Genomic DNA, 17,154 nt, shown 5'->3' with positions numbered 1-17,154 from the left:
CCCGCCTCAGTCTGTGGTCGCCAGCGCCGGTACGGGCGGAGGTGCTGGTGAGAGAGTGTGCCTATGAAATAACCGCTCCAGCCACAAGTATATGACCGGCGTGGTGAACAGCGTCAGCGCCTGGCTCACCAGCAAACCGCCGACCACAGCGATCCCCAACGGCTGGCGTAGTTCGGCGCCGGTGCCGTAGCCGAGCATCAGCGGCAGGGCGCCGAGCAGGGCGGCGAGGGTGGTCATGATGATCGGCCGGAACCGCGTGATACAGGCCTTGAAAATCGCTTCTTCAGGCGACAGCCCGCCATTGCGCTGCGCTTCGAGGGCGAAGTCGATCATCAGGATGCCGTTTTTCTTGACGATACCAATCAACAGCACCAGCCCGATCAAGGCCATGATCGAAAAGTCCTGACCGCAGATCCACAGCATGATCACCGCGCCGAGGCCCGCCGACGGCAAGGTCGAAATGATCGTCAGCGGGTGCACGAAGCTCTCGTAGAGCACACCGAGAATGATGTACACCGCCACCAGCGCCGCGAGGATCAGCCACGGCTGGCTGGCCAGCGAACTCTGGAACGCCTGGGCCGCGCCCTGGAAATTACCGCTGATGGCGGCCGGCATGCCGATGTCGGCCTTGGCCTGGTTGAGCATGATCACCGCATCGCCCAACGCTACGCCGGGGGCCAGGTTGAACGACAGATTGGCGGCGGGGAACATGCCGTCATGGGCGATGGACAGCGGGCCGACGGTCGGTGCATCGAACCTGGCCAAGGCCGACAGCGGCACCATTTCCCCACTCAGGGGCGAACGCAGGTAGAAATAGTTGAGGCTTTCGGCCTTGCCGCGCTGCTTGGTGTCCAGTTCCAGGATCACATTGTATTGATTGACCTGAGTCTGGAATTCGTTGATCTGGCGCTGACCGAACGCATCGTACAGCGCCTCGTCGACGTCGCTGGCGGTCAGGCCGAAACGGGCTGCGGCGCTGCGGTCGATGCTGATGTGGGTGATGCTGCCGCCCAGTTGCAGGTCATTGGAGATGTCGCGAAAGGCCGGGTTGGCGCGCAGTTTTTCTGTCAGGCGCTGGGTCCAGGTGCTGAGGGTCGCGCCGTCATTGCTCTTGAGCACATATTGATACTGCGCACGACTCGGGCCAGAGCTGAGGTTGATGTCTTGCCCGGCGCGCAGGTACAGGACAATGCCCGGTACTTTCATCAGTTGCGGGCGAATCCGGTCGATGAACTCGCTGGCCGAGACATCGCGGTCACTGCGTTTTTTCAGGGTGATCCAGAAGCGGCCGTTGGCGATGGTCTGGTTGCTGCCCGAGACACCGACGGAATGTGAAAACGTTTCGACAGCGGGATCGGCAGCGACGATTTCGGCCATCGCCAGGTGTTTTTTCACCATGTCGCCGTAGGAAATATCGGCAGCAGCTTCAGTGGTGCCGAGGACGAAACCGGTGTCCTGTATCGGGAAGAACCCCTTGGGAATGAAGATGTAACCGGCGACAGCCAGAGCCAGCGATAAAGCGAACACACCGATCATGGTTTTCTGGTGGGCGAGGGCACGGCGCAGGCCTTTTTCGTACCACGCCAACAGACGCTCACCGAAGCCCGGTTTGTCGTGGGCGTGATGCACCGGCGCGCGCATGAACAGCGCCGCCAGCGTCGGTGCCAACGTCAGGGAGACCACCACCGAAATCATGATGGTCGAGGTGGCAGTCAGGGCGAACTCCTTGAACAACCGCCCGACCACGCCACCCATGAACAGCAGTGGAATGAACGCAGCCACCAGCGAGAAACTGATCGACACCACGGTGAAACCGATTTCGCCGGCGCCTTTGATCGCGGCCTCGCGCATGCCGTCACCGGCCTCCAGATGGCGGTGAATGTTCTCCACCACCACGATCGCATCGTCGACCACAAACCCCACAGCCACCACGATCGCCACCAGCGTCAGGTTGTTCAGGCTGAAGCCCATCACATACATCAGGGCAAAACTGGCGATCAGCGACACACCCAGCACCGCCGACACAATCAACGTGGCCGACAGCTGGCGCAGGAACAACGCCATCACCGCCACCACCAGCATGATGGCAATCAGCAAGGTGATTTCCACTTCATGCAGCGAAGCGCGGATGGTCTGGGTGCGGTCGATCAGCACCTTGACCTGCACCGAGGCGGGCAACATCGCTTCCAGCGCCGGTAACGCCGCCTGAATGCGGTCGACGGTCTCGACGATGTTGGCCCCCGGCTGGCGGAAGATCACCAGGTTGACCCCCGGTTGCGAGCCTGCCCAGGCCTGGACGTAGGCATCTTCCGAACCGTTGACGACTTTGGCGACATCCTTGAGGTGAACCGGTGCGCCATCCTTGTAGGAAACGATCAGTTGGCTGTATTCGTCGGGATGGAACAACTGGTCGTTGGTGGACAGGGTCGAGATGCTCGACTCCCCGTACAGCGCACCCTTGGCCAGGTTGAGGCTGGTTTGCTGGATGGCCAGGCGAATGTCGGCCAGGGTCAGGCCAATCGCCGCCAGTTTATCGGCGGACACTTGCACACGAATCGCCGGACGTTGCTGACCGGTGATGGAGACCTGGCCTACACCGTCGACCTGACTGAGCTGACGGGACAACAGGGTTTCCGTCAAGTCGCTGAGCTCCGGGCCCGGCATCAACGAGGAGTTGACGCTGAGGATCAGCACCGGGCTGTCGGCCGGGTTGACCTTGCGCCAGGTCGGCAGGTTCGGCATGTCCTTGGGCAGCTTGCCGGCGGCGGTGTTGATTGCTGCCTGGACTTCCTGGGCGGCGGTGTCGATGCTCTTGTCGAGGGTGAATTGCAAGGTCAGGTTGGTCGAGCCGAGCGCGCTGCTCGAGGTCATCTGAGTCACGCCGGGGATGGCGCTGAACTGCACTTCAAGGGGCGTGGCTACCGACGACGCCATGGTTTCCGGGCTGGCCCCGGGCAGTTGCGCGGCCACCTGGATGGTCGGGAATTCCGCTTCCGGCAGAGGCGCGATGGGCAGACGCGGGAAAGCAATCACGCCCAGCAGCACCAGGGCAAAGGTCAGCAGAATGGTGGCGACCGGGTGATCGATGCACCAGGCTGAAACCGAACCATGTCCCTTCATGGTGTTGGCTCCGATTGCACCACTTGCGGTGGATCGGTCAGCACCTGCACCGTCGAACCGGGCTTGAGGCGCGACTGGCCATCGCTGACCAGTTTGTCACCCGGCTGCACGCCCTTGATGATGTTCTGGCCACTGTCCTGATAGACCATTTGCACGGGCACGGTTTCGACTTTGTCGCCATTGAGGCGATAGACGAAATGTTGATCCAGGCCACGCTGTACGACGTTGGGCGGTACGACCAGTGCATTTTTATCCAGCGCTGTCTGAATCTTTACCGTCACCAGCAAGCCCGGCCAGAGCTTCTGCCCGGGATTGTCGAACTCGGCCTTGGCGCGGATGGTGCCGGTGTTGGCGCTGATCTGGTTGTCGATCAGGGTCAAGTGGCCTTCGCCGAGCAGGTTGCCGGTTTCGCCGTCGGTGTCGGCACCGATGTAGGCCTTGACCTGGGCGCGCTGCGGATCGTTGATCAGGCCCTGCAAGGTCGGCAGCATTTGCTGCGGTAGGGAAAATTCCACGGCGATCGGGTCGATCTGGGTCACCGTAAACAGACCCAGGGTGTCGGTCATGCGCAGGAAGTTGCCTTCGTCGACTGTGCGAATGCCGACACGACCACTGACCGGTGAGCGAATTTGTGTGTAGGAAAGCTGGACCTCGGCGGAGTCAATCGACGCCTGGTTGCCCTGGGCGGTGGCTTTGAGCTGGTTGACCAGCGCCTGTTGCTGATCGTAGGTCTGCTTGGACACGCCGTCATCGACGCTGAGCAGTTTGTAGCGCTTGAGGTTGACCAGTGCCACTTGCAGTTGTGCCTGGCTTTCGCCCAGTTGTGCCCGGGCCTGGTCGAGGCTGGCGCGGATCGACCGGTCGTCGATGGTGGCCAGCAGGTCACCTTTTTTCACCAGTTGGCCTTCCTTGACCATGATTTTGGTGAGGATGCCGTCGATTTGCGGGCGGACCACGACGCTGTGCAGGGACAGGACCGAGCCGATGCCGCTGACGAAGCGGGGGACGTCTTTTTCGGCAACGGCGACCACGCGCACCGGGATGGCGCTGGGGGCGGCGAGTTTGGCCTTGGCCGGTTTGGTGGCATACCACAGGCCCAGCGCTGCCAGGACGATCAGAAGGGCGACGAGCAGGGCGGGTGTTTTCTGGATTCGCATGCGAGTGGGGCGCCGGGGCTGGGTTTTGGGTCGAAGGGGAGTTTCCTTTATAAACCTGTTTGGTGGTCAGGAGGGTGACGGCTAACTGACGGCGCTGTCAGTTTGTGTATCTTGGCGGCCTCTGGGCCGACCATGTTCTTGGGTGATTGAGTACATATCCGTTTCTGCGGTGACGGCGGCTTATGGTTTCGCCCTTACGGCGAGTCCCTTTTGGCAAACGCCCCAAAAGGAACCAAAAGGTCTCGCCCCTGGCGTCCGGCCCCTCGCTTAGGCTCGGGGTTCCTTCGCTCCGGCATTCATCCGGGGGCATCGCCCTCCGGTTGGCTTCGCTGGCACCTACATGCGATGAGTTCGACTGCGTCGAACGGCGCTGCGCGCCAATCCCCGGATGAACACCTCCACTCAGCCTCCCGAGGGGGCGGGTGGATCAAGATCAAGAGCTGCAGGCGAGCTAACGCTCGGCCTGTTGAGTGGTGAGGGGCGTGGGTGTGTGCCGATCTGCCTTTGCTCTTCTGTGGGAGCGGGCTTGCTCGCGATGGACGACAACGATAACGCGGGAAACCTGATTCACCTCGGCGCCTCAGGTTTTTCGCGAGCAGGCTCGCTCCTACAGGTATGCGCGTCAATTCGCCACCCGAACCCCACCCAGACTCCCGCTCAGTTCATACGCCGCCAATTCCGCCTGATGCGCGGCCAGCAATTCCGGCAACGATCCGCGCAAATACTCGACCCAGGTCTTGATCTTCGCATCCAGGTACTGGCGCGAAGGGTAGATCGCATACAGATTCAGCTCCTGCGAGCGGTACTTGGGCATCACGCGCACCAGCGTGCCGCTGCGCAAGCCCTCTATCGCGGCGTACAGCGGCAGGACGCCAACGCCCATGCCGCTGATGATCGCGGATTTCATCGCGTCGGCGGAGTTCACCAGGAACGGTGAGCTGTTGATGGTGACCATTTCCTGGCCATCAGGGCCGTCGAAGGCCCATTTCTCCAGGGGTATCACCGGGCTGACCAGGCGCAGGCAGGCGTGGTTGAGCAGGTCGCTGGGCTTTTGTGCGCAGCCGTTGGCTTTGACGTAGGCCGGCGAGGCGCAAACGATGCTGTAGGTGATGCCCAGGCGCTGGGAGACGAAGCCCGAGTCCGGCAGTTCGCGGGCCAGGACGATGGACACGTCGTAGCCTTCGTCGAGCAGGTCCGGCACGCGGTTGGCCATGGTCAGGTCGAAGGTCACGTCCGGGTGGGTCTTGCGGTAGCGGGCGATGGCGTCGATCACGAAGTGCTGGCCGATGCCGGTCATGGTGTGCACTTTCAGCTGTCCGGCCGGGCGCGCGTGGGCGTCGCTGGCCTCGGCTTCGGCTTCTTCGACGTAGGCCAGGATCTGTTCGCAGCGCAACAGGTAGCGCTTGCCAGCTTCGGTCAGGGCAATGCGGCGGGTCGTTCGGTTGAGCAGGCGGGTTTGCAGGTGGGCTTCCAGGTTGGAGACCGCGCGCGAGACGTTGGCCGTGGTGGTGTCCAGTTGCACGGCGGCGGCGGTGAAGCTGCCGGCCTCGGCCACGTAACTGAAGGCGCGCATGTTTTGCAAAGTGTCCATGGGGTGCTCTCGGGTGCGATGGCAAATTGTGACACGAAGTTTCGGGGTCGGTGACCCCCTACCTACGGATTATCTCGTTAACGGTAACAAAGATTCACAGGAATCCCAGCTTATCGCCATCAAAGCCCACCCATAGAATTGCGTGGACTGTAGGAGCCGGCTTGCTGGCGATGGCATCGCTGCGGTCACCCAGATGCACCGCGGTGGCTGCATCGCCAGCAAGCCGGCTCCTACAAGATCTCGTTATCCCCCTATTTCAGGAAATCGCAGCAGTGCCGCGTCGCATCAGCAGAGCGCTTCAACCGCTCAGTGTTTTGGCTTTAACCCTGGCAATCAGCGGCTGCATCGGAACCGGAGGTATTGCCCCGCAGGGCAAGGCGCTGGAGGCCAATGCACTGGCTACCGACGAAGCGATCCAGAACGCCGCGCAAGATGCGCACTGGCCCACCGCGCAATGGTGGCAAGCCTATGGCGACCCACAATTGAATCGCTGGATCGACCTCGCCCTGCAAGGTAGCCCGAGCCTGGCCATGGCCGCTGCCCGGGTGCGTCAGGCCAGGTCCATGGCTGGCGTGGCCGAAGCCGCCGAGTCGCTGCAGATCAATGGGGATACGACCCTCAAACGCCACAACTGGCCGACCGACCAGTTCTACGGCCCGGGCGAGCTGGCCAACAGCACCACCTGGGACAACAACGCCGCGCTGGGCTTCAGTTATGCCCTCGACCTCTGGGGCCGCGAAAGCAATGCCACCGAGCGTGCCGTGGACATGGCCCACATGACCGTCGCCGAAGCCCGCCAGGCCCAGCTCGAATTGCAGGACAACATCGTCCGGGTCTACATCGAGTTGTCGTTGCATTACGCCCAGCGGGATATCGTCGAAGCGACCTTGCAGCAGCAACAGCAGATTCTCGAGCTGGCGCAAAAGCGCCTGAACGGTGGTATCGGCACCCATTTCGAGGTCAGCCAGGCCGAGACGCCGTTGCCGGAAACCCATCGCCAGATCGATGCCCTCGACGAAGAAATCGCCTTGAGCCGCAACCAGCTCGCCGCCCTCGCGGGTAAGGGCCCAGGGGAAGGCACGCAGTTGCAGCGGCCAACGCTGTCGCTGGGTGCGCCACTGAAACTGCCGTCTTCGCTGCCGGCGCAATTGCTCGGGCAGCGCCCGGACGTGGTCGCCAGCCGCTGGCAAGTGGCGGCGCAGGCGCGAGGTATCGATGTCGCCCATGCCGGGTTCTACCCGAACGTCGACCTGGTCGGCAGCCTCGGCTACATGGCCACCGGCGGTGGGGCCCTGGAGTTCCTGACCGGCAAGAAACTCAACTACAGCGTGGGTCCGGCGATTTCGTTGCCGATCTTCGATGGCGGGCGGTTGCGCTCGGAGTTGGGTGAAGCTTCGGCCGGTTATGACATCGCCGTGGCCAAGTACAACCAGACCCTGGTCAATGCGCTGAAAAACATCTCTGACCAATTGATCCGTCGCGAGTCCATGGACAAGCAGCAGGCGTTCGCCGCCGAGTCGGTGGCCACCGCGCAGAAGACTTACGACATCGCGATGATCGCCTACCAGCGCGGCCTGACCGACTACCTCAACGTGCTCAACGCCCAGACCCTGCTGTTCAAGCAGCAGCAAGTGCAGCAGCAGGTTCAGGCAGCGCGCCTCAGTGCCCATGCCGAACTGGTGACGGCGTTGGGCGGTGGTCTCGGTGCCGGTAATGACGTGCCGACAGATCGCCAGACCCAAGTGCCGAAAACCCCGAGCCTTTTGCGTTGAACACTGCACCTGTGGGAGCGGGCTTGCTCGCGAAGGCAGTGTGTCAGACGACATTTATGCTGCCTGACACTCCCACTTCGCGAGCAAGCCCGCTCCCACAGGGTCCGAGTTTTGGCTGAATTTTCATTGAGCAGGATTTGATGACTCCCTTGCCCGCCCCTTTGCGCTGGCTGTATTCCCTGGAATGGCGCCGGGGATTCTTCGACTGGGCACGCAGCGATGGCGTGACCTGGGTCTACATTTTCAAGGTGCTGCTCGCCGCGTTCCTGACGCTATGGTTGGCCATGCGCCTGGAACTGCCGCAACCGCGCACGGCGATGATCACCGTGTTTATCGTCATGCAGCCGCAAAGCGGCCAGGTGTTCGCCAAGAGTTTTTATCGTTTTCTCGGCACCCTGGCCGGGTCGGCGGTGATGGTCGCGCTGATCGCCCTGTTTGCGCAGAACACTGAACTGTTCCTCGGTTCGCTGGCGATCTGGGTTGGTATCTGTACCGCCGGTGCCGCCCGCTGCCGCAACTTCCGCGCCTACGGTTTCGTACTCGCCGGGTACACCGCCGCGATGGTCGGTTTGCCCGCGCTGGCCCATCCGGAGGGTGCGTTCATGGCGGCGGTCTGGCGGGTGCTGGAGATCTCCCTGGGCATTCTCTGTTCGACCCTGATCAGTGCCGCCATCCTGCCGCAATCGGCGAGCGCGGCGATGCGCAATGCCTTGTATCAGCGCTTTGGCGTGTTCGCCCTGTTCGTCACCGACGGCCTGCGCGGTCGCAGTCAGCGCGAGGCGTTCGAGGCCGGCAACGTGCGCTTCATCGCCGAAGCCGTGGGCCTGGAGGGCTTGCGCAGTGTCACTGTTTTCGAGGACCCGCACATGCGTCGGCGCAATGGCCGGCTCAGTCGCCTGAACAGCGAGTTCATGGGCATCACCACGCGTTTCAACGCCGTGCACCAGTTACTCGAACGTCTGCGCAGCAGCGCGGCGGACCAGGTTGTAGCAGCGATCAAACCGGGATTGCAGGACCTCGCCGAGTTGCTCGACGGCTTCAGCGGTCGTGCCCTGACCAGTGCCGATGCGGCGCGCCTGGTCACGGTGCTGAGTGTCTACAAGGAAGGCTTGCCGACGCGGGTGCGCAGCCTGCGGGCAACGTTCCAGCAGAGCAACCCGAGCGATGCCGAACAACTGGATTTCCACACCGCCTACGAGCTGCTTTATCGCTTCGTCGACGACCTGCACGGTTATGCGCAGACCCACGCGTCCCTGGCCGATCACAGTCACGAACGGGAGCGCTGGGACGAGCCGTTCACCCCGCAAACCAACTGGATGGCCGCGGCGGCGTCGGGCATTCGCGCAGCGTTCATCCTGGTGGTGTTGGGTAGCTACTGGGTGGCAACCGCCTGGCCAAGTGGCGCGACCATGACCCTGATTGCCGCCGCGACCGTGGGCCTGTCCGCTGCTACTCCGAACCCGAAACGCATGGCCTTTCAGATGGCGTGCGGGACGTTGCTCGGGGCGCTGATTGGTTTCGTCGAGATGTTTTTCATTTTCCCGTGGATCGACGGATTCCCGTTGCTGTGCGTGATGCTCGCACCGGTGATCGTGCTTGGTTCGTTCCTGACATCGCGGCCGCAATACGTCGGTGTCGGCCTGGGTTTGCTGATCTTCTTCAGCACCGGTTCAGTGCCGGACAACCTCACGGTCTACAACCCCTACACCTTCATCAACGACTACATCGCCATGGTGCTCGGCATGCTGGTGTGCGCGGCGGCCGGGGCGATCATTCTGCCGCCCAACAGCCGCTGGCTGTGGCGCCGGCTGGAGCAGGACCTGCGCGGTCAGGTGGTGTACGCCATCAGCGGCAAGCTCAAGGGCCTGGCGTCGAGTTTCGAAAGCCGTACCCGCGATCTGGTGCATCAGGCCTACGGCTTCGCGGCAGGTCAACCGCAAGTGCAGCGGGACTTGTTGCGCTGGATGTTCGTGGTGCTGGAGGTCGGTCACGCGATCATCGAATTGCGCAAGGAGCAGGCGATTCTGCCGGTGCATCCGGCCTATGCCGAATCCCAGCCATGGCGGCAATCGATCCGGGTGATGGGGCGTGCACTGGTGCGGCTGTTCCTGCAACCGAACAGCAGCAATCTCGAACGCGCGCTGATCGCGGTCGATCACGCGATCAGTCGTGTGCAGTCCACCGACGAACCCTTCGCCCCGCATTTCGATACCTCGGCGTTGCGTCGGGTGAAGAGTTACCTGCACTTCATCCGCACCTCTCTGCTCGATCCGCAATCACCGCTCGCTGCCTTCGCCAACAGCCAGCCCCAAGGACTTGAACATGCCTCGTGAAATCGCCTTCCACGGCGTGTACATGCCGACCATGACCCTGATGTTTTTCATCGCGGCGGCGCTTGCCTGGGCGCTGGACCGATTCCTGTCCGGGTTCGACCTGTACCGTTTTTTCTGGCACCCGGCGTTGCTGCGCCTGAGCTTGTTTACCTGTCTGTTCGGCGCGTTGGCGCTGACTGTCTACCGTTGACTCTCTTTCACTGAGAATGTCCTGATGAAAAAGTTTTTCAGCCTGCTCGCGACCTTGCTGGTGCTGGCCCTCGCGCTGTGGATCGGCCGCTCCTTGTGGGAGCACTACATGAACACGCCATGGACCCGCGACGGTCGCGTGCGCGCCGACATCATCAACGTCGCCGCCGACGTCACCGGCGAAGTGGTGAACGTGCCGGTGCGGGACAACCAGTTGGTGAAGAAGGGCGATTTGCTGATGCAGATCGACCCCGAGCACTACCGTCTCGCGGTGAAGCAGGCGCAAAGCCTGGTGGCATCGCGCAAGGCAAACTGGGAGATGCGCAAGGTCAACGCCCATCGTCGCGCCGACATGGACAACCTGGTGATCTCCCGGGAAAACCGCGACGACGCCAGTAACCTCGCCGACTCGGCCCTGGCCGATTACCAGCAGGCCCAGGCACAACTGGAAGCTGCCGAGCTCAACCTCAAACGTACTGAAGTGCGCGCGGCGGTGGACGGCTACGTCACCAACCTCAACGTGCATCGCGGCGATTACGCGCGCATCGGCGAGGCGAAAATGGCCGTGGTCGACATGAACTCGTTCTGGGTCTACGGCTTCTTCGAAGAAACCAAGCTGCCCCATGTGCGCGTGGGTGATAAGGCCGACATGCAACTGATGAGCGGCGAAGTGCTCAAGGGCCACGTGGAAAGCATTTCTCGCGGCATCTACGACCGCGACAACCCGGAAAGCCGTGAACTGATCGCCGATGTAAACCCGACCTTTAACTGGGTTCGCTTGGCGCAACGGGTGCCGGTGCGCATTCACATCGATGAAGTGCCGGAGGGTGTGGTGTTGGCGGCGGGGATTACTTGTACGGTGGTGGTGAAGCAAGGTGATGGTGCATAACCGATAGATCGAGTCGCCTGCTTCGCGAGCAAGCCCGCTCCCACATTTGATCTCCTTCGTGTGCAAACTTTGAGTTCACTGAAGATCCAGTGTGGGAGCGGGCTTGCTCGCGAAGGGTACAACGCGGTCCGTCAGACACGCATCGGGGCATTCACTCCTTGCAAAACGTCTCATGCAAATGCCGCCAGATCACCCGCCCATCCGCCTGCTTTTCGAACGCAACGGTCGAGCGCCGATCCGAGTGCAGCCCGGTCGCATCGGTCTGTTGCTCGCGGTAACTCACGGTTGCGCCACCGTCGTACAAGGCAATGCCACGCAACTCGCTGAGCTCGATGCGGAACCCGAGCTTCTTGCCGCCCGCCAGCGTGAACAATTCGTTCAGTGCGTCAAAGTCCAGCACCCGGCCGAGCGGCGAGACCATGGAGAATTGCGGCGAAAAACGGCTCAGCAGTTTTTCGAGTTCACACGCGTCGCGTTCCTCGGCCAGCCATTGTTCGATGGCCACGTGGGCCTGGATCACTTCGTCGAAGTATTCGGTGTAGTCGGTCATTTTTTTCCTGAATTTCCGTGGTGTCTGTTCTGACGCCTTCGCGAGCAAGCCCGCTCCCACAGGTCATGCGCAGATTCTGTGTGGGAGCGGGCTTGCTCGCGAAAGGGGCGAAGCGGTCTCAGAGCTGCCCACGCAACCCGAACCGCTTCATCAGCCCGACTTCCAATAAGCCTTTCGGTAACAACCCTGCCAGCAGTGGCAACGCACGACTGCCATTGCCGAGACGAATCAGTCGCGGTGGCTTGTCCTGCTGCACAGCCTTGAGTAATCCAGCGGCAAATTCACTGGCCGGGGTCGGTTTGTCCTGTGACGCCCTGGCCCGTGCGCGAATGCCTTCGCGCAGCGGAAACCATGGGGATTGCTCGCTGATCAATTGCTCGGCTTCGTGGCCGGCATTCTTGGCAAAGCTGGAAGCGATAGCCCCCGGCTGCACTTCCATGACCCGCACACCGAACGGCGCCAGTTCCATGCGCAAGGCATCGCTCAAGGCATGCACGGCGGCTTTCGAGGCGCAGTAGGCACCGGCGAATGGCGTGACCAGAACACCGGACACACTACCGATATTCACCACCAGCCCCTTGGCCCGGCGCAGTACCGGGAACAGGGCGCGAGTAACGCCTATGACAGCGAACACATTGGTCTCGAACTGGCGCTGCATGGCCGGCACACCACCATCGAGCAGCGGCCCCATGGCACCGTAGCCCGCGTTGTTGATCAACACATCAAGGCCACCGGTTTGCTGGTTGATTCGCTCGCCCAAGGCTTCCAGCGCGGCGGCATCGTTGACATCCAGTTGCACGGCGGTGAAACCCGCGGCGGTGAGTGCCGCGACATCTTCGGCCTTGCGCGCGCTGGCCCAGACTTCATAGCCGGCGACCTTGAACGCATCGGCAAGGGCGCGGCCGATGCCGCTGGAACAACCGGTAATCAACGCAACGGGCATGGCGCATTCCTTGTGCAAAAAATGGGGGAGGGCTCAGTCGGAAAAACTACCCTGCAATCGCTCGGCGCGAAACTCCAGGGTTTCCGGACGGTAGCCAGGGCGCAGTGGCGGCAGCGGCAAGCAATCTTCCCAGTTGCCACCGGCCTGCAATTCGCCGGGGCCACGATAACGCGGGGCAGTGTATTGATTGTCGGCCAGGTTCACCGTGTCGCCCGGAGCATACGCCGCGACCCGCCAGCGCAGCTCGGTCAGCGGCACGTCGTTGCCGTTGTTCATCGTCAGTTGCAACGGACGGTCTGCCGGGCAGTGTTGCGGCGCATAGCTGATGCGCAACTCCAGGCGTTGCAACTGCTTGAGTTCGCGGTGGTCCAGCCAGACGACCCAGGTGGCGACCAGGCCCAGCCCCACGGCGGCGGCCATGGACACGGGCAAGGCCTTGGCCGGATAGCGCAGCAACAGGATCAGCCAGGTGATGACCAGCAGGACGCCGATGAACATGGAGCGAAACCTCGCTAGCGATAAGAACTCATCTTATCCGGGCCGTGAGGGAAACCAACGTAACCATCCGTCGGATATGGCGGCGAACCTGTTAAGTTTGACAGGTTCTTCCGCGCGCAAAAAGCCGTAGGTTGGGGAGCAATCCACTGGCCTGTCGGTGACTCCCATGCAAGACAAGAACAATCGGCTATTGCGTAACCTTGTTAGCGAAATCGCTGACAAGAGCAGTCAGCCGGGCAAGGTGAGTTTCATCACCGCCATGCAGCAAATGAGCATGACGTCGGTGTTTGACATTATCGGCCAGTCAAAGCCCCGGTTTGTCGAACGCTTGGGTGAGATCTGTGACGCGGACGGTGCGTTGGCCTATGACAATGCCATGTGTTATGCGGTCCAGATCGGTGGACTGTATCGTGAGCATCGAGTATCCAGTGGCAAGCCCCAGGACCTGACCCAACGTACGGGTGTTCGTGCCTTGGTGGACGTGGGCCCCAGTTACCCCAACCTGTTCAAGGAAAACTGGGATGAGTTCTGCAAGGTCGGCGCGATCGCGGCGATCGACTCGCCGGTGTCCTACCTCAGTTCGTTGTACCAATTTGCCACGCGTACGCTGGAAACTTCGGGGCAGGGTGACCGGCCGAAAATTTTACTGGGCAAGCGGCGGCCCGACATTGCAAGCCTGGTCATTGACCAGCAAAGCACCTTTACCCCCCGGCCAATGCTGGAGTTGGTCAACGGGATTCTGAAGGAAGATATTGAGCGTTACCGCAAAGGCAAACCTGATGAAAACAAGCCAGTGTATGAACTACTGGCTGAACGACGGTACCCGTTCATCTTTCCGTACCACTTTGCCCATCATCAATGCCGTCTTGGATTGGCAAAAAAAAAACTTGGGTTGGGGGTGTTGAATTACCTGATCAGCCGTGAGGTGCCGGCGACTCAAGGTGATCGCAATGTCTATGGCGCGGTGCAGAATGCGTCGCTTGAGGCGCAACGGTTGTTGTCGGGATTGAGTCCGCAGCAACAACAGTTGTTGATCGAGCCGTCACTGTTTACCACGTTTTATCTGTCGAAGGCCGAGCTGGCGGCTGGTTGGAAAGGCCCGGGGACTTCTCACCTGAGGCCACATAAAGCGCTGGGCGTGGGCTTTTTACTGCTGCCGGGACAGGCCTCCATTGAAGTTGTCGTGCCAAGAGCGGATTTTTTTATCGACGACTTTTCGTCAACCAACCAAGCAGCGATGTTTTTTTCCAAGGCGGATAGTCCCGACAAGCTTCACGAAGTAGTTTTATTCAATTCAGGCACCCCGGCCCGTTCGGAACTATGGACGCTCAATTATCTGCATCAGGCCTCGTCCGAGACAATGTGTCCGCGTATCAGTTGGGGGGGGAATGATTCAGCGGGATATCGTGCTTCATTCACTATCACAACCACCAGCGGCTCTGTAACGGCCCCCCTAGGCGTGGCAGCGCTCAGCGTAACCCTCATGTCGGATGAGATTCCTGTCTGGTCGGTCGAGCAGCAAGGTTTTTTCCAGAAACACTACGGTCTTGAGAGCAATTTGATACAACTCGATCAGTCGCTGATCGAACTCAAAACCTTCATGCAGCGGACCGGGCTGGACGCGCAGCAAGTCGAAGCGGTGTTATCGCAACGTACTCATTTTCCCCGTCTTTCCCCCAACTGCCCAAGCACCAATCCGCAATTCGGCGCGGCGGGAATAGGAGCGCCATACCCTCATGCTTCCCACTTTGGCGCGTGTTACGTCAATGGCCACGGTTCGGGTCGCTATGACAGTGTCACCCCTGCCACCGCTACATCGATCCGCAAGGATCAATTCGACAACTCAATGGGCCTCACAGAGGTCCTGGTGGGCACTCGCAAAACCTGGCGCCTGACCAAAACCTCACCCAACCGCTTCGACCGCCTGCAGCGCATGATTCGCTTGCAACGCTGGCTGGACATTCCGTTTGCCGAGCTGGACACGCTGATCATCAGCGCTATCCGCAGCGAAGGCGAACACAACCTGACCATGGAGCTGAATCTCAATACCTTGCGGGCCTTGGGGGTCTATCGTTATCTCGCCCAACGATACAAGCTCGAGCCTCTGGAATTCGCCGCGTTTCTCCATGACCTCACGCCTTATGCGACCGGCGATGATGTACCGCTGTTTGACCAGGTCTTCAACGAGGTAACGCTGTTCGACGTGCCATTGGTGCTTGATCAACAGGTGTTCAATGCCAGGGGGGCGGACGTCGCCTCAAAACGAACCGTGGCACAACTGTGTGCCGGCCTCGGTTTGCAACCCTCGGAGTTGTCGTTTTTGCGCCTGGCCGGGCATACGCAGCAGTATGTCGGGCCACTGAAGCGCGATCTGGAAACGGTTTCATCGGTTTATCGTCAGGCGCGTGTCCCACAGATGTTTGGCCTTTCGGCGGAGGACGGCTGGGCCTTGATAGATTTGTTGGGGGGGCAGGACTATCAGCGGTTGCTGTGCACAGGGCGTTTGAGCCACCAATCCGGGCAATCGCTCAAGCCCCTTTACGTCAAGGCGGTGAGTCAAGATTATGAAATCACCTTGGCACTGGTTGTCGAGCCTTTGGCTGCGGGAGACTCCTTGCGCTTGCTGCCGGGGTCATTGCTTTCTGTGGAGGCGGGCGATGACTTTGCTCACACAGAAGACAGGCTTCGTGAGTTTACGCTTGACCGTCCAGGGGCTTCACCCGATGTGGCATGGTTTCTAACAAATGCTGACGACAGTCCGCTGACACTTGATCCGGTGGAGGCCGGGGGAAGACTCTCATTGAGCGGCAAAAAGATCACCAGAGTTGCCTGGGAGGCGATAAACGACTGGCCAGCAAAACCGATTGATTACTTGCGCGTGAGGTGTGGGAGGCTTTCAGTACAATTGTTGTCGTTCAGGGGGGTTACCGAAGGCGAGGCTTTCACGACACCACCCGACATTCTCGACCTTTTAATGCAAATGGACTGGGCCGTGACCTGGCTCAAGGACAGCAAGCAAAGCGTCACCGATGTGCGACGTTTACTGGGACTTGATCCGGGGGACTACCTGCCACCCCAGGGCCTGATTGATCGCCTGGCGAAGTTGGCCCTCGACACCCGGGCCGCGGTCATCACCGATCAGCAGATCGAGGCATTGAATCTGCCAACCCATGAGGCGCCCGCCAAGGGGCGTGGCCCGGGAGACGCCATCAACTGGCGCACGGTTTTGCTGCCGTTGCTCGATGAGCGAGGCATGGTCAAAGACTTGCCACTGGAGCTGATCGAAAACACCCAAGGGCAATTGTCGGCGGCGCTGGTGTTGGCGCTCAAGCCCCTGAGACTTGAGCCTGAGGCCAGGGCCCGGAGCCTGGAGAAACTGGGCACGCTGCTCCTGGTCGGTCATGACCGGCAACTGCGCCTGATCGAAGGACTGACTCAGGAAATGGTCAACTTGCCCATGGACCGCACCCAGGTTGTGGTGCGCTGGGCGGGGACTTCGGTCTACGAGTTGCTGTCGGCGGTGCTGCAAACCGATGCCGATGCCGGCATCTCGTCAATGGCCTCCCTGCTGGAGCAAATTCGCTCGATGCTGCGTCATGCAGAGGCGGCGCTGCATATGCGCCTGGACACCAGCGCCCTGCGTCTGTTCCTGGTCCATCCCGAGTGGCTGGGGGCCAAGGGTGGCACAGCGTTGTCATGGGCCAGTTTCTATTTGCTGGGCCGCTACAGCCAGTGGCTCCGCAGCCAGAGTCAGGCTGAAGAAGCCTTGCTCGGATACTTCATCGCGGCCAACCCGGCGAAGGTCCATCTCAAGAACAAGGCATTGCGTAGCGCGGTCAACGATGAATCAGCCGAGGCGTTGGCCAACCTGCTGGGTTGGTCCGTGCAAGAGGTCAGCCGATTGTTTCAAGAGTTGCCGCAAGGACGCGCCTGCTCCATGGCCGAGGTGGACTGGATATTGCGTTGCCAGGGCGCCAGCAAGGCCAGCGGGATGACGGCAGCGGATGTGTTGGCGGCTACTGCGCTGCATGCCGACAGTGCCCCTGCTGCCTGGCAAGCCGTCGGTGAAGCGGCGGTGGCCGCCAGTCGTTGAGTGATGTTTTTTCACTTTA

At 61.0% G+C, this 17,154-nt stretch carries 11 protein-coding genes; 5 read left to right on the top strand and 6 right to left on the bottom strand.

Going from position 1 to position 17,154, the window contains the following annotated elements; all coding sequences use genetic code 11:
* Positions 1 to 6: 6 nt before the first annotated feature.
* From QMK54_RS25835 to QMK54_RS25825, 3 genes are all read right to left on the bottom strand, one after another.
* Complete coding sequence (locus QMK54_RS25835; RefSeq protein ID WP_320401558.1) at positions 7 to 3,120, bottom strand: multidrug efflux RND transporter permease subunit; 3,114 nt, start codon at positions 3,118 to 3,120, stop codon at positions 7 to 9.
* On the bottom strand, positions 3,117 to 4,277 hold the full coding sequence (locus QMK54_RS25830) for an efflux RND transporter periplasmic adaptor subunit (RefSeq protein ID WP_110662358.1): 1,161 nt from the start codon (positions 4,275 to 4,277) through the stop codon (positions 3,117 to 3,119). The genes QMK54_RS25835 and QMK54_RS25830 overlap by 4 nt, the downstream gene beginning before the upstream one ends.
* Positions 4,278 to 4,899: 622 nt before the next feature.
* Entirely contained in the window at positions 4,900 to 5,868 is a 969-nt protein-coding gene (locus QMK54_RS25825; RefSeq protein ID WP_110662446.1) for a LysR family transcriptional regulator, read from the bottom strand.
* A gap of 272 nt (positions 5,869 to 6,140) precedes the next feature.
* Here QMK54_RS25825 and QMK54_RS25820 point away from each other — a divergent pair, with 272 nt between their 5' ends.
* The 4 genes from QMK54_RS25820 (at position 6,141) to QMK54_RS25805 (ending at position 11,051) form a co-directional block, all read left to right on the top strand.
* Positions 6,141 to 7,640 carry an efflux transporter outer membrane subunit gene (locus tag QMK54_RS25820; RefSeq protein WP_110662445.1) on the top strand — a complete coding sequence of 500 codons (1,500 nt, stop codon included), beginning with the start codon at positions 6,141 to 6,143 and terminating at the stop codon, positions 7,638 to 7,640.
* A 140-nt stretch (positions 7,641 to 7,780) separates the two neighbouring features.
* The gene (locus tag QMK54_RS25815; RefSeq protein WP_320401557.1) at positions 7,781 to 9,973 is read left to right on the top strand and encodes an FUSC family protein; all 2,193 of its coding nucleotides are present in this window, start codon (positions 7,781 to 7,783) and stop codon (positions 9,971 to 9,973) included.
* Entirely contained in the window at positions 9,963 to 10,163 is a 201-nt protein-coding gene (locus tag QMK54_RS25810; RefSeq protein WP_007896379.1) for a DUF1656 domain-containing protein, read from the top strand. Before QMK54_RS25815 ends, QMK54_RS25810 begins: the two co-directional genes overlap by 11 nt.
* Before the next feature lie 24 nt (positions 10,164 to 10,187).
* Positions 10,188 to 11,051 (top strand): HlyD family secretion protein, encoded by an 864-nt coding sequence (locus tag QMK54_RS25805; RefSeq protein ID WP_223592438.1) that lies wholly within the window; start codon positions 10,188 to 10,190, stop codon positions 11,049 to 11,051.
* Between the two features lie 151 nt (positions 11,052 to 11,202).
* On the opposite strand, the gene QMK54_RS25800 is transcribed toward QMK54_RS25805, so the two are convergent.
* The 3 genes from QMK54_RS25800 to QMK54_RS25790 all read right to left on the bottom strand — a co-directional run bounded on the left by QMK54_RS25800 (position 11,203) and on the right by QMK54_RS25790 (position 13,042).
* A complete protein-coding gene (locus QMK54_RS25800; protein WP_320401556.1) occupies positions 11,203 to 11,601 on the bottom strand; it encodes a DUF4440 domain-containing protein in 399 nt (132 codons plus the stop codon).
* A 118-nt stretch (positions 11,602 to 11,719) separates the two neighbouring features.
* Entirely contained in the window at positions 11,720 to 12,544 is an 825-nt protein-coding gene (locus QMK54_RS25795) for an SDR family oxidoreductase (RefSeq protein WP_320401555.1), read from the bottom strand.
* A gap of 33 nt (positions 12,545 to 12,577) precedes the next feature.
* The gene (locus QMK54_RS25790; protein ID WP_110663052.1) at positions 12,578 to 13,042 is read right to left on the bottom strand and encodes a multidrug transporter; all 465 of its coding nucleotides are present in this window, start codon (positions 13,040 to 13,042) and stop codon (positions 12,578 to 12,580) included.
* A gap of 166 nt (positions 13,043 to 13,208) precedes the next feature.
* Here QMK54_RS25790 and QMK54_RS25785 point away from each other — a divergent pair, with 166 nt between their 5' ends.
* Positions 13,209 to 17,135 (top strand): Tc toxin subunit A, encoded by a 3,927-nt coding sequence (locus QMK54_RS25785; protein ID WP_320401554.1) that lies wholly within the window; start codon positions 13,209 to 13,211, stop codon positions 17,133 to 17,135.
* Positions 17,136 to 17,154: the final 19 nt, after the last annotated feature.

Origin of the sequence: Pseudomonas sp. P5_109 (assembly GCF_034009455.1) — a bacterium.
GTDB lineage: Bacteria > Pseudomonadota > Gammaproteobacteria > Pseudomonadales > Pseudomonadaceae > Aquipseudomonas.
This window is presented reverse-complemented; position numbering and strand designations above follow the sequence as displayed.